This is a genomic window from Methylobacterium sp. C25 (assembly GCF_021352225.1).
Classification (GTDB): Bacteria; Pseudomonadota; Alphaproteobacteria; order Rhizobiales; family Beijerinckiaceae; genus Methylobacterium.
This window is the reverse complement of record NZ_JAAUVI010000014.1, coordinates 35567-57926: the sequence shown is the minus strand read 5'-3', so window position 1 is coordinate 57926 and position 22360 is coordinate 35567. Positions and strand designations below refer to the sequence as shown.

Annotated in this window: 22 protein-coding genes; 12 read left to right on the top strand and 10 right to left on the bottom strand. The window is 66.4% G+C overall.

Going from position 1 to position 22360, the window contains the following annotated elements; all coding sequences use genetic code 11:
• Positions 1 to 567: 567 nt before the first annotated feature.
• Entirely contained in the window at positions 568 to 1023 is a 456-nt protein-coding gene (locus HCU64_RS22560; RefSeq protein WP_233386542.1) for an ester cyclase, read from the bottom strand.
• A 210-nt stretch (positions 1024 to 1233) separates the two neighbouring features.
• Here HCU64_RS22560 and HCU64_RS22555 point away from each other — a divergent pair, with 210 nt between their 5' ends.
• From HCU64_RS22555 to HCU64_RS22510, 10 genes are all read left to right on the top strand, one after another.
• Positions 1234 to 1686, top strand: coding sequence for a DUF3617 domain-containing protein (locus HCU64_RS22555; protein ID WP_233386541.1), 453 nt, complete (start codon positions 1234 to 1236; stop codon positions 1684 to 1686).
• 38 nt (positions 1687 to 1724) lie between these two features.
• Entirely contained in the window at positions 1725 to 2738 is a 1014-nt protein-coding gene (locus tag HCU64_RS22550; RefSeq protein WP_325170010.1) for a histone deacetylase family protein, read from the top strand.
• Positions 2735 to 3766, top strand: coding sequence for a DNA-3-methyladenine glycosylase family protein (locus HCU64_RS22545; protein WP_233386540.1), 1032 nt, complete (start codon positions 2735 to 2737; stop codon positions 3764 to 3766). Before HCU64_RS22550 ends, HCU64_RS22545 begins: the two co-directional genes overlap by 4 nt.
• 44 nt (positions 3767 to 3810) lie before the next feature.
• Positions 3811 to 4905: a bifunctional DNA-binding transcriptional regulator/O6-methylguanine-DNA methyltransferase Ada gene (ada, locus tag HCU64_RS22540; RefSeq protein WP_233386538.1), complete on the top strand. Its 1095-nt coding sequence runs from the start codon at positions 3811 to 3813 to the stop codon at positions 4903 to 4905.
• The gene (locus HCU64_RS22535; protein WP_233386536.1) at positions 4902 to 5633 is read left to right on the top strand and encodes a 2OG-Fe(II) oxygenase; all 732 of its coding nucleotides are present in this window, start codon (positions 4902 to 4904) and stop codon (positions 5631 to 5633) included. The genes ada and HCU64_RS22535 overlap by 4 nt, the downstream gene beginning before the upstream one ends.
• 26 nt (positions 5634 to 5659) lie before the next feature.
• Positions 5660 to 6676, top strand: a complete 1017-nt coding sequence (ahr, locus tag HCU64_RS22530; protein ID WP_233386533.1) for an NADPH-dependent aldehyde reductase Ahr — start codon at positions 5660 to 5662, stop codon at positions 6674 to 6676.
• Positions 6676 to 7602, top strand: coding sequence for a DMT family transporter (locus tag HCU64_RS22525; protein ID WP_233386532.1), 927 nt, complete (start codon positions 6676 to 6678; stop codon positions 7600 to 7602). The genes ahr and HCU64_RS22525 overlap by 1 nt, the downstream gene beginning before the upstream one ends.
• A 203-nt stretch (positions 7603 to 7805) precedes the next feature.
• The gene (locus HCU64_RS22520) at positions 7806 to 8777 is read left to right on the top strand and encodes an AraC family transcriptional regulator (protein WP_233386531.1); all 972 of its coding nucleotides are present in this window, start codon (positions 7806 to 7808) and stop codon (positions 8775 to 8777) included.
• A 184-nt stretch (positions 8778 to 8961) separates the two neighbouring features.
• Entirely contained in the window at positions 8962 to 10065 is a 1104-nt protein-coding gene (locus HCU64_RS22515; protein ID WP_233386530.1) for a catalase family protein, read from the top strand.
• Positions 10066 to 10290: 225 nt separating this feature from the next.
• Positions 10291 to 11097 (top strand): alpha/beta fold hydrolase, encoded by an 807-nt coding sequence (locus HCU64_RS22510; RefSeq protein ID WP_233386529.1) that lies wholly within the window; start codon positions 10291 to 10293, stop codon positions 11095 to 11097.
• A gap of 245 nt (positions 11098 to 11342) precedes the next feature.
• Here the strand turns inward: HCU64_RS22510 and HCU64_RS22505 are convergent, their stop codons facing one another.
• The 3 genes from HCU64_RS22505 to HCU64_RS22495 form a co-directional block, all read right to left on the bottom strand.
• Positions 11343 to 12719 (bottom strand): dihydrolipoyl dehydrogenase, encoded by a 1377-nt coding sequence (locus HCU64_RS22505; RefSeq protein WP_233386528.1) that lies wholly within the window; start codon positions 12717 to 12719, stop codon positions 11343 to 11345.
• Positions 12720 to 13063: 344 nt separating this feature from the next.
• Positions 13064 to 13318, bottom strand: coding sequence for a DUF6894 family protein (locus HCU64_RS22500; protein WP_233386527.1), 255 nt, complete (start codon positions 13316 to 13318; stop codon positions 13064 to 13066).
• A 305-nt stretch (positions 13319 to 13623) separates the two neighbouring features.
• Positions 13624 to 13809 (bottom strand): hypothetical protein, encoded by a 186-nt coding sequence (locus tag HCU64_RS22495; RefSeq protein WP_233386526.1) that lies wholly within the window; start codon positions 13807 to 13809, stop codon positions 13624 to 13626.
• A gap of 247 nt (positions 13810 to 14056) precedes the next feature.
• Between HCU64_RS22495 and HCU64_RS22490 the strand changes: the two genes are divergently transcribed.
• Complete coding sequence (locus HCU64_RS22490; RefSeq protein WP_233386525.1) at positions 14057 to 14794, top strand: sigma-70 family RNA polymerase sigma factor; 738 nt, start codon at positions 14057 to 14059, stop codon at positions 14792 to 14794.
• A gap of 14 nt (positions 14795 to 14808) precedes the next feature.
• On the opposite strand, the gene HCU64_RS22485 is transcribed toward HCU64_RS22490, so the two are convergent.
• The 6 genes from HCU64_RS22485 to HCU64_RS22460 all read right to left on the bottom strand — a co-directional run bounded on the left by HCU64_RS22485 (position 14809) and on the right by HCU64_RS22460 (position 20406).
• Positions 14809 to 15669, bottom strand: coding sequence for a transglutaminase family protein (locus tag HCU64_RS22485; protein WP_233386524.1), 861 nt, complete (start codon positions 15667 to 15669; stop codon positions 14809 to 14811).
• Positions 15670 to 15796: 127 nt separating this feature from the next.
• Positions 15797 to 17746 (bottom strand): ATP-binding protein, encoded by a 1950-nt coding sequence (locus tag HCU64_RS22480; protein WP_233386523.1) that lies wholly within the window; start codon positions 17744 to 17746, stop codon positions 15797 to 15799.
• Positions 17743 to 18738 carry an ATP-binding SpoIIE family protein phosphatase gene (locus HCU64_RS22475; protein WP_233386522.1) on the bottom strand — a complete coding sequence of 332 codons (996 nt, stop codon included), beginning with the start codon at positions 18736 to 18738 and terminating at the stop codon, positions 17743 to 17745. Before HCU64_RS22475 ends, HCU64_RS22480 begins: the two co-directional genes overlap by 4 nt.
• Before the next feature lies 1 nt (position 18739).
• A complete protein-coding gene (locus tag HCU64_RS22470) occupies positions 18740 to 19144 on the bottom strand; it encodes an anti-sigma regulatory factor (RefSeq protein WP_233386521.1) in 405 nt (134 codons plus the stop codon).
• Entirely contained in the window at positions 19125 to 19526 is a 402-nt protein-coding gene (locus HCU64_RS22465; RefSeq protein ID WP_233386520.1) for an STAS domain-containing protein, read from the bottom strand. Before HCU64_RS22465 ends, HCU64_RS22470 begins: the two co-directional genes overlap by 20 nt.
• Positions 19527 to 19530: 4 nt before the next feature.
• Positions 19531 to 20406, bottom strand: coding sequence for an STAS domain-containing protein (locus HCU64_RS22460; protein WP_233386519.1), 876 nt, complete (start codon positions 20404 to 20406; stop codon positions 19531 to 19533).
• Positions 20407 to 20701: 295 nt separating this feature from the next.
• Here HCU64_RS22460 and HCU64_RS22455 point away from each other — a divergent pair, with 295 nt between their 5' ends.
• The gene (locus HCU64_RS22455) at positions 20702 to 22360 is read left to right on the top strand and encodes a PAS domain S-box protein (RefSeq protein ID WP_442786002.1); all 1659 of its coding nucleotides are present in this window, start codon (positions 20702 to 20704) and stop codon (positions 22358 to 22360) included.

Below are 22360 nucleotides of genomic sequence, written 5' to 3'. Positions count from 1 at the left end.
CAGCCTGATCAGGTAGACTACCAGCATTCCGGCAGCCAAGGCCGCCAAATGCACTGGTACGATAAAGACTTGTCCAACAGCGATGCCGATCTCGGGCTCCAAGACGGGTGCCCTGTCACCGGCGCACACATAGAATCTCTTTCTGCTTTCGGGGACCGCGCGGCCACGCTTGTGCGACCGAATCGGGTGGACATTTGCCGGTCCGCTTTCGAGCGCCAGCATCTTCAAGCGGACGTTAGGCCGAAGCTGGCCGGAAGCAGCCACAAATATTTAATGCGAACGGGTAATCCCGTCGTCGTCCAGCCGAAAGCGCTGCCCCGTCGCCAAACGGATCTCGGTCGCCCCTCCTGCCAGCGAGCGCCACTCGGCACATCCCGCGGCGACTAGGCCGTCAAGCGCGGCCCGGACGGCCCTCCTGTCCGGATCGGGGCCCGCGGGCGACGGGAGCAGGTCGGACCTCCAGCCCACACCAGCCGACTTCGCGTCGCGCCCCCTCATTCCGCCCCTCATCCGCATGCCGCGGACCGAGAATCGGCATCGGAAAGGTCTCCCGATGCCGGCCATGCTTCAAGCGGCCTTCTTCGGAACGATGCCCAGGCCCTGAAGGGCCGTGAGGGCTCCTTCCTCGCCGATCTCCTCGACGATCTTGCCGTCCTGCAGCCGGAACACGGTGGTGCCGGTGAAGCGCATGCTTTTCCCGGAATTCGCGGGAAGCGAGCCGAGCGCGATGTCATCGAAGGCAGGGCCGGTATGGGTGCCGCCGCCGTCCCAGCGGCCGACCACGAAATCGCCCTCGGCGATCAGGTCGCCCACGCCCCAGAAGTTGAGGTCGGGGAATGCCTCGCGGAACTCGGTCATCTTGCGTTTGACGACCTCCGGGCCCTTCCACGGGCCGTGAAGCGGGTAATGGACCACGATGTCGGGGGCGGCGAGGTCGTCGACCACGCCGGGGTTCCAGGGATTGCCCCAGTATTCCTTGAACCAGCGGCCGACCACATCCTTGTTCTGCTGTTCCTTCGACATGCGGGGCTCCTCTCTCGGTTGCGAAATCTCCCAAGCCGGCGTCACCGGGCGTTGGGTCATCCGGGAGGGTAGGCATCCCGAAACCCGCCGCACCTCGGTTCTTGCGACCGAACTCGGACGGCGGCGCGCGGGACATGCGGATACGGGAGCAAGAACCGGGGTGCCTCTGCGGGCCGCCCATGTTCTGATCCCCGGAAACGGGAGGTTTCGATGCCGTCGATCCGAGTTGGATGGTGCTTGGCCGCGTTGCTTGCCGGGCCGGCCCTGGCGGCCGAGCCCGCGATGCTGGAAGGCGGCTCCTACGAGATCGAGGTGAAGCTCGAACTGCCCCATCTGGAGGACATGACCGGCAAGAAGGTGGTCCGGCTCTGCCTGACCTCCGAAGCGAACGGCAACAACCACGGCATCGCGGTCCTGAGCGACAACAACCCGCTCGCCCATTGTCCGATCTCGAACGTCCGCCAGGAAGGGAACGAACTCACCTTCGACATCGCCTGCGAAGGCAAGAACTCGGCGCATGCCAGCGCGCGTTACCAGCTGGCCCCGGCCTCCTTCCGTGGTCGCATCGCCATGCAGATGGGCGGGAAGAACATGACCATGACCGAAGTCCAGGCCGGCCGCCGGACCGGAACCTGCGACGCCGGCAAGCCGCCGGCGCTGTGAGCGCGCCCAATCCTTGCCGACCGACCCGGCGGACGGTCGTGGCGGGTGGTTTGGCCCTCGCCGCGACGGCGACCCCAGGCACGGCCGCCGAGCCTCCGGCCGGTCGGACGCTGCTCGTCACCCACCCAGCCTTCGCCAAGCATGAGACCGGCCTCGGCAATCCCGAGCGACCAGCCCGGATGCGCGTCATCGACGAGGCGCTGGCGGGACCGGACTTCGCGGCCCTCAGGCGTGAGGAGGCATCGCTGCGGAACGATGTCGAGGCCGCCATCCTACGCGCCCACACCCCGGTTCACCTCGACCGCATCCGAGCCGCGGCGGCGAACTCCGTCACCTACCCGGTCCGCCTCGATGCCGATACGATCGTCTCGGCGGGCACGTGGGAAGCGGCGCTTAGGGCGGTGGGGGCGGGCATGCGCGCGGTCGACGCGGTGATGGACCGCGGCAGCGGCGTCGCGAACGCTTTCTGCCAGGTCAGGCCGCCGGGGCATCATGCCGAGCGCGAGCGGGCGATGGGCTTCTGCGTGTTCAACGCCGTGGCCATTGCGGCCCTGCACGCAAAGGCGAGGCACGGCGCGGAGCGCGTCGCGGTCGTCGACTTCGACGTCCACCACGGCAACGGCACCCAGGCCATATTCTGGTCCGATCACAATCTCTTCTACGGCTCGTCGCACCGGATGCCGTGGTTCCCCGGCACCGGCGCAATGGCCGAGACCGGGGCCGGCAACATCTGGAACGCGCCGTTGGAGGAGGGCGACGGAAGCGGGCCGTTCCGAACGGCATGGACGGGGCGCATCCTGCCGGCCCTCGACGCCTTCCGACCCGACCTCATCCTGGTCTCCGCCGGCTTCGATGCGCACGAGGGCGATCCGCTCGGCGGCCTTCGGCTGACCGATCACGACTTCGCCTGGGTGACCTCGCGCATCGCCGAGGTCGCCCATCGCCACTGCGAAGGTCGCATCGTGTCTATGCTTGAGGGCGGCTACGTCCTCGACGCGCTCGCGCGCTTAACAGCGGCCCACGTTCGGACGCTCGCCGCGAGCGTCGCATGACATCTCTGGATCGACCCCCGGCCAGCGACAGAGACAAGCGGATCCAGGCAACCGCGGCGCTTCGGCTCCCGTTCGAGGCGCCCTTCGATTGGGACGGGGTGCACGCCTATCTCGCCGCCCGCGCCATCCCGGGCGTGGAGACCGCGCGGCGAGGTCTCTATGCCCGCACCGTCGCCTCGGGTGGGGCGCACGGGATCGTCAGGGTCGAGCGCGCGAGCGACGATGCCCTCGCCCTCACCGTCGCGGGGACGATCCACGCCGCCGCCGAACGGGCCGCGCGCCTGTTCGACCTCAACGCAGACCCCAATGAGATCGGGCGCGCACTCTCGGCGGACCCGTTCATGGCCGAGCTCGTGGCGGCCCGTCCCGGAATGCGGGTGCCCGGGGCCTGGGACGGGTTCGAACTCGCGGTCCGCGCCATCCTCGGGCAGCAGGTTTCGGTCTCGGCCGCCACGCGCCTCGCCGGCAAACTGGTCGCGGCTTTCGGCACACCACTGATGATGGCAAGGGACGTCGCCGAATCGGGCCTAACCCACATTTTCCCGTCGCCCGCCGCCCTCGTCGATGCCGACGTGGCGCTCGTCCTCAACATGCCACGCGCCCGGGGTGCCGCCATCCGGGCCGTCGCTGCCGCCGTCCTCTCGGAGCCGGATCTCTTCGATCCGGGCCAGGGGATCGCCACAGCCACGGCGCGCCTCAAGGCCTTGCGCGGGATCGGCGACTGGACCGCCCACTACATCGCCATGCGGGCATTGCGCGAGGCGGATGCCCTGCCCACGGGCGACATCGGCTTGCTGCGCGCCCTTGAGGACGAGGCAGGACGTCCGACCGCGAAAGCGCTGGAAGTGCGTTCGGCGGCTTGGCGGCCTTGGAGGGCCTACGCCGTGTTGCACCTCTGGGCACATGACGCCGCCCGACTTGCGCTGGCTCCGCCGCGGCCCTCGAAACTCCGGAAATCGAAAAAAACGATTCCGGAGCAAGGAGCAGGGTGCGGGGCCCCGGGCACCCGGGCGAAGGTCTCTCCATGAACGGGCGCCGCAGGGTACCCCGACCAAGCCAAGGAGATGCCGCGATGCAGATCGCCGAACTCACCCGCCGGCCGCGGGCGCCCGTAGCGCCGCCGGCCGACGATCCCGCCAAGTGGGCCGCGCTCAAGGCCCGCGATGCCCAGGCCGACGGCAGCTTCGTCTATTCGGTGCGGACGACAGGTGTGTACTGCCGCCCAAGCTGTCCGGCGCGCCCGGCCCGGCCCGAGAACGTCGCCTTCCATGCGACCTGTGCCGAGGCGGAAGCCGCTGGCTTCCGGCCGTGCAAGCGCTGCCGCCCGAACGAGCCCGCCCTGGCCGAGCGGCAGGCCGAGGCTGTCGCCCGCGCCTGCCGCATGATCGAGGAGGCCGAGACGATGCCCGCGCTGGACGATCTCGCCGAGGTCGCCGGGATGAGCCCGTTCCACTTCCATCGCATCTTCAAGAAGGTCGCCGGCATCACCCCGAAAGCCTATGCCGGTGCCCGCCTCGCCAGCCGCGTCGCCTTGGGCCTTCAGGATGCGGGTTCGATCACCGAGGCTGTGTTCGACGCAGGCTACAACTCCTCCAGCCGGTTCTACGCGAACGCCTCCGAGCGGCTCGGCATGACCCCGACCGCCTACCGCAAGGGTGGCGCCGGCACCCGCATCCGCTTCGCAGCCGCCGAGTGCTCGCTTGGCTCGATCCTGGTCGCGGCGACCGAGAAGGGCGTCTGCGCGATCCTTCTCGGGGACGATCCCGACGCCCTGGCTCGCGACCTCCAGGACCGCTTCCCGAAGGCCGAGCTTTCCGGAGGTGACGAGGCGTTCGAGCGATGGGTGGCGGAAGTCATCGGCTTCGTCGAGGCACCCGGCCGCGGCCTCGACCTGCCGCTCGACATCGGCGGCACCGCCTTCCAGCAGCGTGTCTGGACAGCGCTCCGGGCTATCCCGGTCGGCACGACGGCAACCTACGCCGACATCGCCAGGGCCATTGGCGAGCCCGCCGCCGTAAGGGCCGTGGCGCAAGCCTGCGGCGCCAACAAGCTGGCGGTGGCTATCCCCTGCCACCGGGTCGTGCGCTCGGACGGATCGCTGTCCGGCTACCGCTGGGGCGTCGAGCGCAAACGCGACCTTCTCGCTCGCGAGGGGGTGCCGCGGTGAGTGGCGCAACCGCTTTGCAGGCCATCGACCGCAACGCCGTCGACGGCCTGGACTGGCCCCGCATCGAGGCCGACCTCGACGCAGTCGGCTGTGCCGCCACTGGCCCGTTGCTCGATACCGGCGAATGCGCCCCGCTGCGCGGCCTCTATGATGACGACGCCCGTTTCCGGAGCAGGATCGTCATGGCCCGTCACGGCTTCGGACGGGGAGAGTACAAATACTATTCCCGTCCGCTGCCCGACCCGATCGCTCGCCTAAGGCCGGCGCTCTACGAGCGGCTCGTCCCGCTCGCCAATCGCTGGAACGAGGCGATGGGCATCGACGTCCGCTATCCGGCAGGGCACGACGCATTCCTCGCCCGCTGTCATGAGGCTGGCCAGGTTCGGCCGACGCCACTGCTCCTGAAGTACGGACCGGGCGACTACAACTGCCTGCACCAAGACCTCTACGGAGAGCACGTCTTCCCGCTGCAGGTGGCCATCCTGCTCTCCGAGCCCGGCATGGATTTCACCGGCGGCGAGTTCGTTCTGACCGAGCAGCGTCCCCGCATGCAATCGCGGGCCGAGGTCGTGTCCCTGCGCCAGGGCGAGGGCGTGGTCTTCGCCGTCCATACCCGCCCGGTGCGGGGCACGCGGGGCACCTACCGGGTCAACCTGCGCCACGGGGTGAGCCGGGTGCGCTCGGGCGAGCGCTTCACCACCGGCATCATCTTCCACGACGCCAAGTAGCCACCGGCCACGACAGGAGGAAAAACATGACCGAGATCCGAGGATGGGCAGCACAAGGTGCCGGCAAGCCCCTAGAACTCACCTGCATCGACGTCGGCGCGCTCGGCCCGGAGGAGGTCGAGATCAAGGTCGAGTATTGCGGCCTCTGCCACTCCGACCTCTCCACCAAGAACAACGACTGGGGCATGTCCCAGTACCCGGTCATCCTCGGCCACGAGGCGGTCGGCACCGTGACGGCGGTCGGCGAGCACACCAAGGGCGTGACGGTCGGCCAGAGGGTCGGGGTCGGCTGGAACGCGTCGAGCTGCATGCACTGCCACCAGTGCATGACCGGACAGCACAACCTCTGCGCCGAGGCGCTTCCGACCATCATCGGGCACCAGGGCGGCTTCAGCGACAAGATCCGGGCGCATTGGGCCTGGGCGATCCCACTGCCCGACGGCCTCGACATCTCGGCGGCCGGACCGCTTCTGTGCGGCGGCGTGACGGTCTTCGAGCCGCTGGCCGTGATGAACGTGCGCCCGACCGACAGGGTTGGCGTCGTCGGGATCGGCGGCCTCGGCCACATGGCGCTCAAGTTCGCCCGGGCCTGGGGTTGCGAGGTCACGGCGTTCACCTCGACCGAGGCCAAGGCCGACGAGGCGCGCGGCTTCGGTGCCCACCACGTCGTCGCCACCCGCGATGCCGACGCCCTCAAGCGGGCCGCCGGAAGTCTCGACTTCATCCTGGTGACGGTGAACGTGCCTCTGGATTGGGCGGCCATGACGGCCTGTCTGCGCCCGAACGGCAAGCTTCACGTGGTCGGGGCCATCCTGGAGCCGATGCAGATCAGCGCCATCGACCTGATCTTTGGTCAGAAGAGGGTCTCGGGCTCGCCGAACGGCTCGCCGCCCGCCATGGCCTCGATGCTGGACTTCGCGGCGCGCCATCAGATCCTGCCCCAGGTTGAGCATTTCCCAATGAGCCGGGTCAACGACGCCCTGGAGCACCTTGAGGCCGGCAAGGCCCGCTACCGCGTCGTGCTCGACCCGGACTTCGCCTGATGGTCGTAGCCCGGACGGACGTCGCAGCGGCCGCCCGGGGACCGTCCGTTGCCTATCCGCTCCTGACGTTGACAGCCCTGCTCTGGGCGGGCAACGCGGTGGCGGGCAAGTGGGCCGCCGGCGAGGTGTCGCCTCAGGTGTTGACCACCCTGCGCTGGGCCATCGCCTGCGCGGTGCTCGCGGTCATCGCCCGTCGCCCGGTCAACCAAGAATGGCGCGCGCTGCTTCCCCATTGGCGCCGCGTCACGCTGATGGGGACTTGCGGGTTCACCGCCTATGCCAGCCTGTTCTATCTGGCCGGCACATACACGAGCGCACTCAACCTCGCGCTGTTCCAGGGTGCGATCCCCGTGCTCGTCATCATCCTGAACATCGTGGCGACCCGGGCACGTACGACGGGCGGCCAGATAACGGGCGTAGTCCTGACGCTCGTCGGTGCCGTCATCGCGGCAACCCACGGCGACTGGTCGGTGCTTCGAACGCTCTCATTCAACGTGGGCGACGGCCTGATGCTGGCGGCCTGCCTGTTTTATGCCGGCTATGCGGTGGCGCTGCCGACGAGGCCGAAGGTGTCGGCACTGACATTCTTCTCGGCCATGGCGGCCGCCGCGCTCGTCACCTCGCTTCCACTCCTCTGGGCGGAATGGATCGCGGGCCGTCTCATCTGGCCGACCATCAAGGGTTGGGGCGTCGTCGCCTTCGTCGCGCTCGGCCCGTCGCTCGCGGCGCAACTCGCCTTCATGCGCGGTGTCGAGATGATCGGTCCGAACCGAGCCGGTCTGTTCGTGAACCTCGTGCCGGTTTTCGGGGCGCTCCTCGCCGTGGTCCTGGTTGGTGAACCGTTCGGGAGCGGCGAGGGTCTCGCGCTGGCGCTCGTCCTCGGCGGGATCGTGGTGGTGGAGGCAGCCGCGCGCCTGGATCAGTAGCGCCGAACACATGCCCTACGCAGACCGGGCAGCCGAGTGGAGCGCACTGCGGCCGGATCAGCGGCGAACGGACGTCTGCTTTCTGGATATCCGCATTCGAGCAAGAACGTCGATGTTGGGTCGAAAGCAGCGTATCAGCTTCGTCGCCACATCCGCTCGAAACCGTTGGGGGTTTTGTCAGTGGTGACGCATAGTCCATCACCATGGGAGCCGACCTTCTCGACCGCCTTCTCGTCACGCTCGCGGTGCGACTGCGCTCGTTCTCCGTTTGCACCATACAGCGCGGATGGCGCCTGGGGTTCAGCCCGTTTGAAGCGATCACCGTCCATTACGTGCTGCGCGGAACCGGGAGTCTCCGGGTCGGGCAAGGCCCGTGGCGATCCTTCGCGCCGCATACCATCATCGTCGTGCCGGCTCGCCACTCGCACAGCCTCGGCGCCGCCGAGGATTGCATCGGTGAGGTCCGCGCCGAGGATCACTGCGTCCTCCACGGTGACGGCATGATCTCCTTCACGGCCGGTGACGGAAGCCCCGATGCGCTGTTCGTGTGCGGCCAGATTGCCGACACCCACACCGGTGCGATGGGTCTGTTCGAGCTGTTCCAGGCCCCCATGGTGGAGACCTTTCCCACCGATCCGGCGCTGCACTACGCCTTCGAGCTCATGCTCGCCGAGGTTGTGAGCCCCAATCTCGCGACACAGGCGATGACGGAGGTGCTGATGAAGCAGTGCCTCATCCTCCTCCTGCGCCAGCAGCTGGCCGCGAGCGACTTCTCCTCCCCGATCCTGGCGGCCCTGCAGGACCCGAAGCTCGCCCGCGCCGTCCTGGCGGTCCTCGAACAGCCAGGCGCACACTACTCCGTTGAGGGTTTGGCGGCCCTCGCGGGCATGGGCCGGACCAGCTTCGCCGAGGCGTTCGCCGCGGCCTTTGGGCAAGGCCCGATGGAGTTCGTCCAGAGGGTCCGCCTCCGGATCGCCTCCCGTCTCCTTAGCGGCACTGACCTGCCGGTTAAGGTCATCGCCGCCAGCGTCGGCTACGCGAGCCGGAGCGCGTTCAGTAAGGCGTTCGCGATCGAGTTCGGGACTGCGCCTAGCCATTTCCGCATGGTGGGCGGGATGGACGAAGGCGATCCGGAGCGCATCGAGAGCGAGCCTCCGGACACCGAGCCGACCTGATCCCATCACGACGCCGAGTGGCCCCATCCCGGTGCTCCAGCGTTCGGATCACGTCCGCGAGCGTTCGACCGGACCAAAGCCATCGGAACCGTCGAGGTCGGATGATCTTGGCCACCGAGAGTGGGTGAGGACGAAAGGTGACCGGTCCCCGGTCGTTCCATCGCTCCCGCCCCAAGGAACGATCATGGTCGATGCGCGTGACTTCTATCTTCGCTACAGCCCCGACGTCGAAACCGTCGCCGACGACGAGGCCGAGACGGCGAAGGGCCTGATGGAGACGATGCGGTCGGTCAGCGAGAAAACCCTGGCGAACGGTGGCCATGCGATCCGCAGCGTCCACGCCAAGAGCCACGGGTTCCTGGAGGGCGAGCTCGAGGTGGTCTCGGGGCTAGCGCCCATGCTGGCCCAGGGCCTGTTTTCCAAGCCGGCGACCTATCCCGTGATTATGCGGCTCTCGACGATCCCCGGCGACATCCTCGACGACAGCGTCTCGACCCCCCGCGGCCTCGCCGTAAAGATCATCGGTGTCGAGGGCGAACGGCTGGAGGGGTCCGAAGGTGATGTCACCCAGGACCTCGTGTTGGTCAACGGACCCGCCTTCGGCGCGCCGACGCCGAAGGCCTTCCTCGCCACCCTGAAACTGCTCGCGGCCACGACCGACAAGGCAGAGGGTTTTAAGAAGGTCGTCTCGGGCGCCATGCGCGGCCTGCAGGAAATCATCGTCGCGACCACCGGCGCGCCCAACGCCACCGTCGCGACGATGGGCGGCCAGCCCGAGACCCACATCCTCGGCGAGACCTTCTACAGTCAGGTGCCCGTGCGCTTCGGCGACTACGTCGCCAAGCTATGCGTGACGCCGGTAGCGCCCGAACTGACAGCCTTGACCGACAAGCCCTTGGCGGAGAACGGAGGCCCAAACGCCATACGGGCGGCGGTCGTCGAGTTCTTCCGTGCGAATGGAGGGCTTTGGGAAGTCAGGGCGCAACTCTGCACCGGCCTCGACGATATGCCGGTCGAGAACGCCGCCACGGTCTGGCCCGAGAGCGAGAGTTCGTACCAGACCGTGGCGCGGATCCGGGTGAAGCCGCAGACGGCCTGGAGCGAGGCCCGATCGAGCGCGGTCGACGACGGCCTGTCGTTCAGCCCCTGGCACGGGCTAGCCGCGCATCGGCCCCTCGGCGGCATCATGCGCTCGCGCAAGCAAGCCTACGAGATGGGCAAGCGTTTCCGCGCCGAGCGGAACGGTCATGCCATCGCGGAGCCGCGTGAGGCGATCAACCTGCCGTAGCGTGCGATAGGGCGCGACGATCTCGGTACGAAGTGAGGAACGGCGGGGCTGGCTCGGCAAGCGCCAGCCCGGCCAAGGGTCTTGTACTGATCGCCTTTGGGGTCACCGAATTCTTCGGAAGCCAGCTCGGCATCGAAGCGTCGGATAGGGTTGGCCCGCGGATCTGACAGGCGCTCCCTGCCTGACCAGCTGCGACGGACCAATGTTCGGACTGCGGCCTGAACATTGAAGGACAATGCCGTCATGTTCCTACATTTTGAACGCTTTGGCACGGGCCGGCCACTGCTGATGGTCCATGGGCTGGGGGCCAATCTGCGCACCTGGGATCCGCTCTTGTCCGGATTGCGCGGCTCGCGCGAACTGATTTTGGTCGACCTGCCGGGACATGGCCGATCGGCCCCGCTCGCGGGCCGGCAGACGGTGGAGACCCATGCGGACGCCCTCGCCGGCTTCGTGCAGTCACAAGGCCTGACGACAGCGGACCTTGTCGGCAGTTCGGTGGGGGGCCGGCTGGTGCTAGAGCTAGCGCGGCGGGGCATCGGTCGGCACTGCGTGGCTCTTGATCCCGGCGGTTTCTGGCGCGGGTGGGAGACGCGCTGGTTTCACTGGACGCTCGCGGCATCAATCCGCCTGGTGCGGTTGCTGCGCCCCTTCCATCCCGGCCTGTCGCGCCACGCCGTCACCCGCACGCTGCTGCTAGCCCAGCTGTCGGCCCGTCCGTGGGTACTGCCACCGCAGCTTGTTGCGGAGGAGTTGCAAAGCCTGGCAGCCACACCAGTGTTCGATGCGATGCTGCTTGGGCTGGCACGCGGGCCGTTGCAGCAGGGCTCGGCAGAGACCCCTGGCCGGGTCACCATAGGCTGGGGCCGCCAAGACCACCTGCTTTTGCCAAGCCAGGCTGCACGCGCCCGGATAGCCTTCCCGTCGGCCCAGCTGCACTGGTTCGAGCGCTGCGGCCACTTCCCGCATTGGGATCAGCCTGTCGAAACGGCGCGCGTGATCCTTGAAACGGTTGGGAAGAATGCACCTTGAAATAACTTGTCGCACACCCGAGCCCGCGGTCTTCCACGGGTCGGTCACGGAACGCCCGCTTCAGGGCGAAGGGTCAGGGTCCGCGCTCCAACCCCAGCCGAAGTTGCGCGACGGCTGACAAGCGACCGCTTTGGAGAGGCGCAATCAGCGGTTTCGGCGTCTTGGTTGGGTCGATAGCGGAAACCAGATCGGCGGCACTGGACGCCCGGCAGGAGGAAGCGGACGTCTTGTTTGGTCGTTGAGCCTTACGCTGAAATGCTCGAAAGCGCGGTCTCCAGTCCTTCCTCAAGGGTTGGATGATAGAAGGGCCGGTCGAGAAGCGTTTGAGCCGAGAGACGTCCCTCAATGGCGTAGGCGAGTACGAGAGCAAGATGCTCCGCGCCTGGCCCAAATATTTCGGCGCCGACGAGTTGACTGGCCCGGTCGGTATATATCCGGAGGCCGCCCCGGTTACGCCCCATCACGCGAGCCCGCCCCTGGTCGCAAAAATCCATCCTACCAACTTTGCCGTCACGGCCTTCGATATTGCCGATTGCAGCGATCTGAGGATCTGTGAAGACCATTGCGAGGCTGACCCACCTCTCTGGCCGCGCGACCGCGCTTTCATCGGATCGCGCGATAGCTGCAGCATTTCGGCCAGCGATGCTTCCTTGGCGGCTAGCTTCATGAAGCACGGGTCGGTCCTGATTAGCGTCTCCGGCGATGAAGATCGGGGCGCCTTCGCAGAGGAGAGTGCGCTGGTCGAACGCAGGCATTCCCTTTTCGTCCAACGACAGCTGCGTCCGCTCAAGCCCGATGCCGTTGAGGTTGGGCGGCCTCCCTGCAGCTGACAGGACGCGCGCGAATTTCGCCGATTCTGTACCGGCGTTCTTGCAAGACCAGTGGAGCGTAACGCCGTCCCCGGCTGACTCTGCACGCTCTACGGTCGCGCCGAGATGCAGGACAATCTCCTCGCCGAAAATCTCATGGGCAGCAGCCGACAAATCGGCATCCTTCAATCCCCCGAGGGTGCCTGCTGGATCGAACAGCGCAGTCTCCACGCCGAGCCGAGACATTGCTTGCGCCAATTCGAGCCCGACGGGGCCGCCGCCGAGGACCGCGATCGACGCGGGAAGATCGTCGATTTCGAAGAGTGTGTCGGTGGTGAGCACGCGGTCACCTAAACCTTTCAGGGGTTCCGGCACACTCGGGCTCGACCCCGTTGCGATTACACTGGCCTTGAAGCGCAAGCGAACAGCATCGTCGATGCGAAGGGTCGTGTCATTCTCGAAGACTGCACGGCCGATGATCCGGCTGTCTTCCGGATACTCGTGCAACCCATCGAACACGCCCGCAACGAAGCGGTCGCGTTCATGTCGGACGCGCTGCAAAACTTCGCGGCCTCTGACCTGTACGCCTTGGACATGGACGCCGAAACGGTCCGCACTGCGCGCCTCGAACGCTGCGTTTGCCGCCGTGATCAGAAGCTTTGAGGGCATGCACCCGACGCGAGCGCAAGTCGTGCCGCCAGGCCCCTGCTCAACCAGGACCGCATGAACCCCGCTTTCGCAAGCCGCTCGATAAGCAGCGATGCCCGCAGTTCCGGCCCCGATAACGGCAACGTCGCAAACCAGTTCGCGCATGCATTTCCCCCAGGAGTCAGCCTATCGGGAAGCCTAGCTAAGCACGCAAGTTCCGACCCGCGATGAGTTCGGGTTTCCACGTCGGCTTTCGGGAGCATTGCGTTCTCGTCTGAATGGCCGGAATGGGCGCGCAGCGGTCGCCACGTTCTGGCCGAGAGCTGACAGGCCGCCTTCAGGCGCCCGGCCAGACAAAGCAGCCGTCATGACTCCGGCGGTATCGCGCCCATCCCGGTCCCCGGGCTCGACCATTCGCCCAGGCCATAAAGATCGGAGCTACGCAGGGCGTAGGGGAAACACACGTTCTGTTGGTCGAGGACGACGACATGTGGAGTGCTGCTCAAGCGTTACGTCCGATGGACGATTGCAGCCTGCCATCCACCGGTCAGGGCGAGCTTGGTCAAATAAATGCTATTGCCGAGTTCATCTCGAACATGGACTGAAAACGCATATCGGTCTTTGGCAAAGTCTCTGTTGCGTACGAATTCTGGGAGTGTGTTGATAGCCACGGATCGTGCCGCCATCGCGTCTGACAGCACGACACCTTCCTCGTCGCGATAATGGAAGTCGCCGTCGTCCGTGTCGAAGTAAAAGCGCGGCATATTGCGCTCCGCGTCCGGCAGGCGGGAGCATCCATGTCTCTCAGCCACCAGCGCCCGAGGATCGCATGCCGATGATCCCTGTTAGCGCCGTGAGCGACCCCAAGTTCCGAAGGACGTCGTCGAGAGGATGGCAGTTGGTGACCCATCTGGCTTGTATCTCGCGACGATCAGATTCCTCTGCTCGCCGATTGAGTCCGCAACCGGCACTGCGGCGCCACAGGCGAGATGGCAGTCGCCTTGGCTCGCGAGACGGCGGGGAAGAAGACCGACACCGAAGCGCCGGCCTTCCATTCGATGGTCGGTACTTATTTGTCGGAATGACCCGATCCGGGCGGTGTCGTCTTCGGCGCCTTGCCGTCTTCGACCCGGCCCTCGTTGCGGAGGTCACGTCCCTCCTGGGCCTTCTGTTTGCTCTCCGGCGACTTGCCGTGCTCGTTGAGCTCTTCCTTGATGTAGCCGGCCGCTTCCTTGGCTTCGCCTTTGACGCTCATAGGGGCTTTCCTCCGATGACGCGCGCCTTCGTCTGATCGACGGCGCTTAACGCCAGCGTCAACCATGCCTGCCGGGTAAAGTTGCTGCTGCCGAAAGCGTCGTTCAGTGACAGGCATTGGCAAGGCGGCTAGCGCTCCCGTCCCGGTTCGCTGGCGAACCAAGCGGACCCATCCCTGCATTCCGCGAACCATTGGAGGCTCCCCGCGTTCGGTTCAGGGCTCCACTCCTGAGGACCGGAAGACCAGCATGGCAACACGTTCCGATGGCCCTCACGGTCATACCGAAAACTTGGATTTCGAGCTGGCTCCGGAAATTCGGTTTCACATCGGTCGGATGCTCGCCTCGACCTACGACGACGAACGCTACTCCTCCGCGATCCTGCCGAAACGGATGGAAGACCTTCTCACGTTTCTGACCGCGGAACTTGCCAAACAGGCCGACCAGGATGCCGAGCTATTTCGTGCGGACTTCCTGGCGCTCCTGCCGAACCTGCAGCGCTTCGCACTCTCGCTGACCAAGAACCAGGCGCGGGCGGACGATCTCGTTCAAGACACGATGCTGAGAGCGTGGCGGAGCCGATCCAGCTACACGGTCGGGACCAACCTCGGCGCATGGCTGTTCACGATCATGCGCAACAACTTCTACTCATCCTGCCGGAGGAACTCGCAGGAAGTTCTGTCGGGCGACGACGATCACGCGAACGAGATGTCGGTCCTGCCGGACCAGCTCTGCCGCCTCGACCTCCAGGACGTCCAGCGCGCGATCAAAAAGTTGCCGGTCGAGATGCGGGAGGCGCTCAGCCTTGTGGCCATCGAGAACAAGACCTACGAGGCGGCCGCTGCCATCATGAAATGCCAGATCGGCACCGTTAAAAGCCGCGTCTGGCGGGCCCGCGAGCGGCTGACGCAGATTCTCGGTTACGGTGGCGCTGATCTCGGTGTCGACCACGTGACGCGGTCTGCAATGTCTTCGGCGGCTTTCTAGCCGAGCCGGCTCCCTCAGTCCGTCACGCTCACCGCCACGGACATCCCCAGGAAGGCGTCGGACGGCCCCACGAAGCTACCTGTAACAGGCATGGCCAGTCGGATGTCACGCGCAACCGCGACCGGGATCAGGTTAGCGCCGCCGACGCTTTGATTGGTCGGATCGAACGTGATCCAGCCGGCACCGGGAAGAAAGATCTCTGCCCAGGCATGGGTGGAGCCGGCATCGGCCGAACCCAGCAGCGTCCGTGTCGGATCGTGGAGGTAGCCCGACACGATCCGGGCGCCGAACCCCAGACTGCGAACCGCTTCAACAAGCAGTGTCGCCAGGTCCCGGCAGGAGCCGGTGCCGAGCGCCAGGGTCTGGGCAGGCGATTGCGTGCCCTCGTCCTCGCGGGCTTGGTAAAGGATGGCGTTGCCGATGCCGGCATTCATATCCTTCAGCAGCGACAGGGTGTCGGTGGGATAGCCGGCGACGAAACCCTGCGCCCAGGCGCGCAGGCCGTCGCCTTCTGCATATTGCGGCACCGTCAACGACCCGAGATCGGTCCATTCGTCGTCCGAATACCGAAACGGGAACGCGATGGCAGAGGCCGCAATGTCGAACACCGGATAGGCGGCGGCCGAGAGTTCGATGCTTGAGAGACTGTCGATGACCAGCGTGTCGGATGGTGCGCCGAAGGTTCCGGTTGCGATAGCGTTTCCGAAGACGTCGTGTGCCCACTTGACCGTTGCGCCCGGGGTCACCGCGACCTCGTTCGACAGGAGCCTCAGCTCCCGTGTCTCACGCGGCCTTAACATCAGGCGATGAGGCCCAAGGCTGACGGGCTGCCGATAGCGATAGGTCGTTGTGTGATGAATGCGAAGCCGAACCAACGAGGTCTCTCCGACGTCTGATCGAGCCGTGCGCCAAAGCGAAGGCCGGACTTCGCCGCTGATCCGACCCGACTTCTGATGCATGGCGCCATTGCGATTGCCGTCAGCAATCCTTCCGGCCGGCTGCCTATGACGGTTCGCCTTGACCGTTCCCGTGGTTGATGGCCATCACCCCTGACCGCTCTTCGCTCAAGATGCGCTTTCGCCGCTGCCATGTCGCGACCTTGCGAAGCAGACGCGATAGGTCTTCGACCGAATAAGGCTTGTGAAGGAGCTCGAACCCGTAGCTGCCATTCTCGGCGAGCACATGGCTGTAGCCGGAGGCCAGGAGCACGGGCAAATCGTGGTGCTCCTCGCGGATGCGGCGCGCCAGGTCGACCCCGTTCATGCCCGGCATGACCACATCGGAGAACACGACGTCGAACCGGTCGGAATCCTTGGCGAGTTCCGATAGCGCCTCCTCGGGACCGCTCGCGAGAACGGTGACGTAGCCGAGATCGGTCAGCGTCTGCACCGCGAACTTGCCGACCTCGGTGTTGTCCTCGATCACGAGGACGCAGGTGCCGTGGCCGTCCATGAGCGGCTCCGGCTCGCTCTCGACCTTCCTCTCCTCCTCGGCAACGCGCGGCAGAAAGAGGGTGAAGGTCGTCCCGTGTCCGACCTCACTCTCGACCGTGACCTCGCCGCCCGACTGCTTGGCAAACCCGAACACTTGGCTCAGGCCGAGGCCCGTGCCCTGGCCCACGCCCTTGGTCGTAAAGAATGGCTCGAAGATACGATCAACCTGCTCGGGCGGGATGCCGCTCCCGGTGTCACTGATCGAGATAGCCACGAAAGGCCCTTTGACGGCGCCTCTGGTCAATGTTCGGGGCATCCGCTCGACAGGCCTAACCCGAATCTTAAGGCGTCCCTCGCCCTGCATCGCATCCCGGGCGTTGATGGCCATGTTGACCAGGGCCGTATCGAACTGGCTCTGATCGGCATGCACGAAGCAGGTTGTCTTCGGCAGGTCCGTCTCGATGCGGATGCGCGCTCCCGTCAGGGTGCCCATCATGTCGGTGAGTGCCCTCACGCTGTCGCATGCGGCAAACACTTCGGGCTTGAGCGCCTGGCGCCGGGCGAAGGCCAGAAGCTGTCCGGTCAACTTGGCGGCGCGATCCACCGTGTCGGAGATGGCCGTCACGTACCGGATACGCCGCTCCTGTTCGAGGTCGGGTCGCTTCAGCAGGTCGGTCGACGACTTGATGACGGTCAGCAGGTTGTTGAAGTCGTGGGCGACGCCCCCGGTCAACTGACCGACCGCTTCGAGCTTCTGGGATTGCCGGAGCTCCTGCTCCATGCGCTCCCGCTCGGCGGCCTCGGCAACGAGACGCGCGTTCGCCTCCGCGAGCTCCGAGGTGCGAGCGGCAACCTGGGTTTCGAGGGTTGCCCCGGCCTCGCGCAGCCGGGTGGCCTGTGCCTCCAACTCGGCATGGAGCGCGACCACGCCCCTGTTGGTCTCCGCCAGCTCCCGGTTAAGACGCTCCGCCTCTTCCTGGCGCTCGGCGAGTTCGGCCAGGCTCTGCATCAGCTCGCGGTTTTGGTCACGCAACGCGACCAGCGGCTCGTCCGTCCTGGCACGGGCGACGTCGTCGGCGAGGGTCGAAAGTCTCTTGCCCGAAAAGGCCTCGGCTCCGGACGGCAGTCGTTTGGCGAAGGTGACGACCGTGCCCTTGCTGGGGGCCGTGTCGACCTCGAAGCGGTCCATCAGGCGGCGTGTGCCGGTGATGCCGATGCCGAGCCCCGTCGGCGAGCGGTACCGTCCCTCCAGGATGGCATCGAGCTCGACGATCCCGGGTCCCTTGTCGGTGACCCGGATCACCAGGGACTGCTCGCTCTTGCCCTCGTCGAGGGCATATTCGATGCGTCCACCGCCCGCGTACGAGTAGGCGTTGCGCGCGATCTCCGACACCGCCGTGGCGATGCGGGTCTGGTCCTGGAGCGCAAAACCAAGCCGCTCTGCCAGACGGCGAACGCGCTGGCGCACGGTGATGATGTCGTCCTCGTGCTCGATGGGGCTGGTGAGCAGCGTTTTCATGCCGCGTCTCCGCGGACAACGAGGACGGTGGCGTCGTCGCGGGCACGCGCGAAGTCCCGGTAGATCACACCGGATACCAGTGTCGGATGGGCTGCAGTCAGGCCGGGATACCCGTCGATATGCCAGCTGGTGGCGATGCCGTCCGAGCAGAGCACGAACAGATCCTGCGGCTGCATCGGATACGCGAATTCCTGGATGCGCCTGACCGCGTGTCCGGCCGTGCCGGCGAGGCTGACGGTGCGCTTGATCACCGAACCGGAGGCGACCGCACCCACGACGTTACCGATGCCCGCGAAGGCGAGGATTCCTGTTTCCATTTCGTAGCGCGCGACGGACACGGCACCGCCGCGCGTGTGGGACAAGCCCGCGTGAATGGCGGACAGGATCGCAGCCGGTGGCTTGTCCTGATGTTTGCGGAAGACCCGCAGGGCCTCCTCGGACGCCCTGGCTGCGTCTGGGCCATGGCCAAGCCCATCCGAGACGATGACGGTCCAGCCGTCGGCACGCTCGCGGATGGCGTAGGCATCACCATTGGCGGTCTCGCCCTTCAGCGGAACCGTCGCCGCGCCAAAGCGAGGTGCGGCATCCGAAACGGCAGGTCGGTTGCGTGACAGCCGCGCCATGACCGCCGTGCCCGAACCGGGACGCGAGACGATGTCGAAGGCGTCCGAGAGGCGCCGTACCGCGCCGAGCCCCGATCCGGGGCTGCCGCCGGTGGAGTGTCCGTCGCGAAGGGCCGAGCCGAGATCGGAAAACCCTTCCCCCTTGTCGAGGGCGAGGATCTCCAGGCCCGTTCCCGTGTCGTCCTCGTAGATGCCGATAAGGACCTCGCCGGGAACGCCGTACTTGACGATGTTGGTGGCCAGTTCGGTCGCGACGATGGCGACACGTCCGGAGGCGGTCTCGTCGAAGCCGATGGAATGTGCTCCGGCAACGGCATACCGCCGTGCCTCGGCTACTTGGCTCGCCTCGGTGACGGTGACCCGGTCCATCTTACTTCCAGCGCGCGATGGTCACGCGCGTGCCTGTCCCGGGCGTAGACTCTATGTGGAACTCCGATGAGAGGCGCTTTGCTCCCCCTAGACCGAGCCCCATCCCGCCTCCTGTGGTGAAGCGGTCCGTCATCGCCTGATCGATGTCGGCGATGCCCGGTCCCTGGTCCTCGAAGGTCAGTCGAAGGCCCTTGCGCAGGCCGGCCTGGACAATCTCGGCGCGGACGTCGCCGCCCTTGCCGTAATCGAGCGTGTTGCGCGCGAGTTCGCTCGCCGCGGTGACGATCTTGGTCTGGTCGACGAGCCCGAGACCGATCTCGATGGCGAGCGCGCGCACCCGCTGCCTGACGCGGACGACGTCGTCGCCGGACCGGACCGGGAGGGTCTCAGTCTTCGAAATCGTCACGGTGGCTCCCGTGACCCTCGTCGTCTTCCAACAGCCGTGCCTGGATCAGGGACATGCCACGCTCGACGTTGAGGGCGGTCTTGATCCCGGTGAGTTCCAGGCCGAGTTCGACCAGTGTGATGGCGACCGCCGGGCGCATTCCGACGACGACCGTCTCGGCGTCGAGCACCCGTGACACCGCGGCGATGCTCACCAGCATGCGCCCTATGAAGGAATCGACGATTTCCAACGCGGAAATCTCGATCAAGACGCCGCGCGCTCCAGTCCGCGCGATCATTGCCGTCAGGTCCTCTTCGAGGGCCAGGGCGAGGCGGTCGTGCATGTCGACCTGGATGGTGACGATCAGCGCGCCACCAAGCTTGAGGATCGGGATGCGGTCCATCGGCTCAACGCCGCTCGACGGTCGGAGCCGCTTGCTGGCGCACGACCTTGCGGCCGGTCTGCTTGAGGGCGACGGCGAAGGCGTCGGCCAGCGTCGCCTTCGAGACGACGTTCAACTCGACGCCGAGATGAACCATGGTCTGGGCGATCTGCGGGCGGATGCCGGAGACGATGCAATCGGCGCCCATCAGGCGGGCCGCGGCGACGGTCTTGAGGAGATGCTGGGCCACCAGGGTGTCGACGGTCGGCACGCCGGTGATGTCGATGATGGCGATCTCCGCCTCCTCGTCGACGATGGCCTGGAGCAGGTTCTCCATCACGACGCCGGTGCGGGCGCTGTCGAGGGTTCCGATCAGCGGCAGCGCGAGGATGCCGTCCCAGAGCCGGACGACGGGAGTGGAAAGCTCGGCGATCTCTTGACCCTGGCGCCCGATAACCTCCTCGCGGCTGGCAAGGAACACCTCCATGGTATGGAGCCCGAGCCGGTCCAGCATCTTGCCCACGGCAACGATCCCGGCTGCCAAGTCGGAAGCGTCGGATCCGGCCGTCCGACGGAGAGACTCGAAGATCGGCTCCTTGAGCGCGAAGATGAAGTTGGCCGTATCGGTCGGGGTGAAACCCTGGATCGCCCGCGAGCGCGAGATCTCACCGAGTGTCTCTCTGAGCGGAGCGAAACTTCCGCCGTCGGCGTCGAGGCCGCCTTCCAGAGCTTCCCGGAGCTGACCGAAGACGGTCTTGGCCTGCGTCTGAAGCTCGGCTTCGCGAATGCGGCCGCTTTGCAAAGAAGCGCCCTCTCGCAGCGATGCGAGCCAAGCTTCGAGGATCGCGGCCTCGTCCTGCGTGACGGTCCGGCTGAGGACCTCGGCGCCATCCATGCTCATAGCTTATCCTTGTCTTTGCTTGAGCGTTTAGCCCGCCCGACTCGGTTTCGAAAGGCGGCATTGCTACGCGCCGGTCTAAGAATAGGCAGTTGTCCCTGGCCCTTAGCCCGCATCGCGCCGACCCGCTCATCGCCACCGCCGAGGCGAGCCATCGCGTGATCTGATGGAACCCGGGCGAGGGTCACCGCGCTTGGTCGTGAATGTTCTTAGGAGCCAATCTCGTCGCCCTATGCCGGTGCACGCCTTGAAGCCCCCTGACACGAGCCATCTATCGCGCGAGGAGCTTGAGGCTGAGGTGAAGCGCCTTCACACCCTGGCGTTCGAGCCCGGGCTCGGTCGACGCCAGAGGGCGGTTCTCGACAGCACGACGAGCTTCGGCATCATCCTCACGGACCGCGACGGTTCGGTCACCGAGTGGAATATCGGGGCCGAACGAATCCTGGGCTGGTCAGCTGAGGAGATGTGCGGGTGCGACCTATCGCGGATCTTCACACCCGAAGACAAGGCGTCAGATCGCGCCGGGACGGAGATGCGGCTGTCCCTGGAGCACGGCCGCGCCGACGACGAGCGCTGGCACCTGCGCAAGGACAACTCCCGCTTCTGGGCCTCGGGAGAGATGATGCCGCTGCGCGACGACGACGGTGCGCACATCGGCTACGTGAAGGTGCTGCGCGACCAAACGTCCGAGCATGAGGCCGGCGAGGCGTTGGAGGAGACCGCACGCCGCCTGCGCGAGAGCGAGGACCACTACCGCCACACCGTCGAGCTGAACCCGCAGGTTCCCTGGACCTGCGATCCGGCCGGCAACATCACCTCGTATTCGAAGCGCTGGCTGGAGCTCACCGGGCAGGCCCCGGGCGAGCCCCTCGGCGCGGGCTGGGCGAAGGCCCTGCACCCGGACGACGTCCCCCACACCATGGAGGCCTTCGCCGCGAGCCTAGGTGCCGGCGAGCCGGTCGACGTGGACTACCGCATCTTCGATGCAGCCGCGGGCGAGCACCGCTGGATGCGGGCACGCGCCTATCCTCGCCGGGACGAACACGGCAACGTCATCCAATGGTACGGCATCGTGGAGGACATCCACGACCGCAAGCTCCAGGGCGAGGAGCTTGCCCTGCTCAACGCCACGCTGGAGGATCAGGTCGAACGCCGCACCCGCGAGCTGATCGAGGCCGAGGACGCGCTGCGGCAGTCCCAGAAGCTGGAGGCGGTCGGGCAATTGACCGGGGGCGTCGCCCACGACTTCAACAACCTGCTCACCATCATCCGCTCGTCGGTCGATTTCTTGCGCCGGCCCGATCTGCCGGAGGACCGTCGCCGACGGTACATGGACGCGGTCTCGGATACGGTCGACCGGGCCGCGAAGCTGACCGGCCAACTCCTCGCCTTCGCCCGCCGGCAATCGCTCAACCCCCAGGTCTTCGACGTCGGCGAGCGCCTCCGCGCCATCGCGGACATGCTCGACACCGTCACCGGCGCCCGCATCCGGATCGCGACGAAGGTGCCTTCGGTCCCCTGCTACGTCCGGGCCGACCAGAGCCAGTTTGAGACCGCGCTGGTGAACATCGCGGTCAACGCCCGCGACGCCGGACGCCCCTACGCCGAGTCAGCCTACGGGCGTGAATGGCGTGTTGTGGCCCGGGCAGCCGGCGTGCCGGATAACGTCTGGAACATGGACGCCAGAGCCGGCGCCATCACTGAAGCCGAGGATGCCGGCGCCGACCTCGATCACATCCGGTCCGCCGCAGCTCATTCTCAGACGGCGACGACCCAACGCTACTCGCGAGGTGCGCTCGGGAAATCACGTCACGTCGCCGAACTTCGGATCGCGCATCGGGCCGCAAAGATCGAAACCGGAACGAAACAGGAAGCGGATGGGGAACACCATGGGGAACATGGGGAACACCTAGACCGCAATGCGCACTCAAAAAAATCAACGATGTTAAAGGCTTAG

What these genes read in the sequence shown, in the direction of transcription:
- HCU64_RS22560 (WP_233386542.1), bottom strand. Translation starts at nt 1,023, where the DNA reads ATGTCGAAGGAACAGCAGAACAAGGATGTGGTCGGCCGCTGGTTCAAG.
- HCU64_RS22555 (WP_233386541.1), top strand. Translation starts at nt 1,234, where the DNA reads ATGCCGTCGATCCGAGTTGGATGGTGCTTGGCCGCGTTGCTTGCCGGG.
- HCU64_RS22545 (WP_233386540.1), top strand. Translation starts at nt 2,735, where the DNA reads ATGACATCTCTGGATCGACCCCCGGCCAGCGACAGAGACAAGCGGATC.
- ada (WP_233386538.1), top strand. Translation starts at nt 3,811, where the DNA reads ATGCAGATCGCCGAACTCACCCGCCGGCCGCGGGCGCCCGTAGCGCCG.
- ahr (WP_233386533.1), top strand. Translation starts at nt 5,660, where the DNA reads ATGACCGAGATCCGAGGATGGGCAGCACAAGGTGCCGGCAAGCCCCTA.
- HCU64_RS22525 (WP_233386532.1), top strand. Translation starts at nt 6,676, where the DNA reads ATGGTCGTAGCCCGGACGGACGTCGCAGCGGCCGCCCGGGGACCGTCC.
- HCU64_RS22520 (WP_233386531.1), top strand. Translation starts at nt 7,806, where the DNA reads ATGGGAGCCGACCTTCTCGACCGCCTTCTCGTCACGCTCGCGGTGCGA.
- HCU64_RS22515 (WP_233386530.1), top strand. Translation starts at nt 8,962, where the DNA reads ATGGTCGATGCGCGTGACTTCTATCTTCGCTACAGCCCCGACGTCGAA.
- HCU64_RS22505 (WP_233386528.1), bottom strand. Translation starts at nt 12,719, where the DNA reads ATGCGCGAACTGGTTTGCGACGTTGCCGTTATCGGGGCCGGAACTGCG.
- HCU64_RS22500 (WP_233386527.1), bottom strand. Translation starts at nt 13,318, where the DNA reads ATGCCGCGCTTTTACTTCGACACGGACGACGGCGACTTCCATTATCGC.
- HCU64_RS22495 (WP_233386526.1), bottom strand. Translation starts at nt 13,809, where the DNA reads ATGAGCGTCAAAGGCGAAGCCAAGGAAGCGGCCGGCTACATCAAGGAA.
- HCU64_RS22490 (WP_233386525.1), top strand. Translation starts at nt 14,057, where the DNA reads ATGGCAACACGTTCCGATGGCCCTCACGGTCATACCGAAAACTTGGAT.
- HCU64_RS22480 (WP_233386523.1), bottom strand. Translation starts at nt 17,746, where the DNA reads ATGAAAACGCTGCTCACCAGCCCCATCGAGCACGAGGACGACATCATC.
- HCU64_RS22475 (WP_233386522.1), bottom strand. Translation starts at nt 18,738, where the DNA reads ATGGACCGGGTCACCGTCACCGAGGCGAGCCAAGTAGCCGAGGCACGG.
- HCU64_RS22465 (WP_233386520.1), bottom strand. Translation starts at nt 19,526, where the DNA reads ATGGACCGCATCCCGATCCTCAAGCTTGGTGGCGCGCTGATCGTCACC.
- HCU64_RS22460 (WP_233386519.1), bottom strand. Translation starts at nt 20,406, where the DNA reads ATGAGCATGGATGGCGCCGAGGTCCTCAGCCGGACCGTCACGCAGGAC.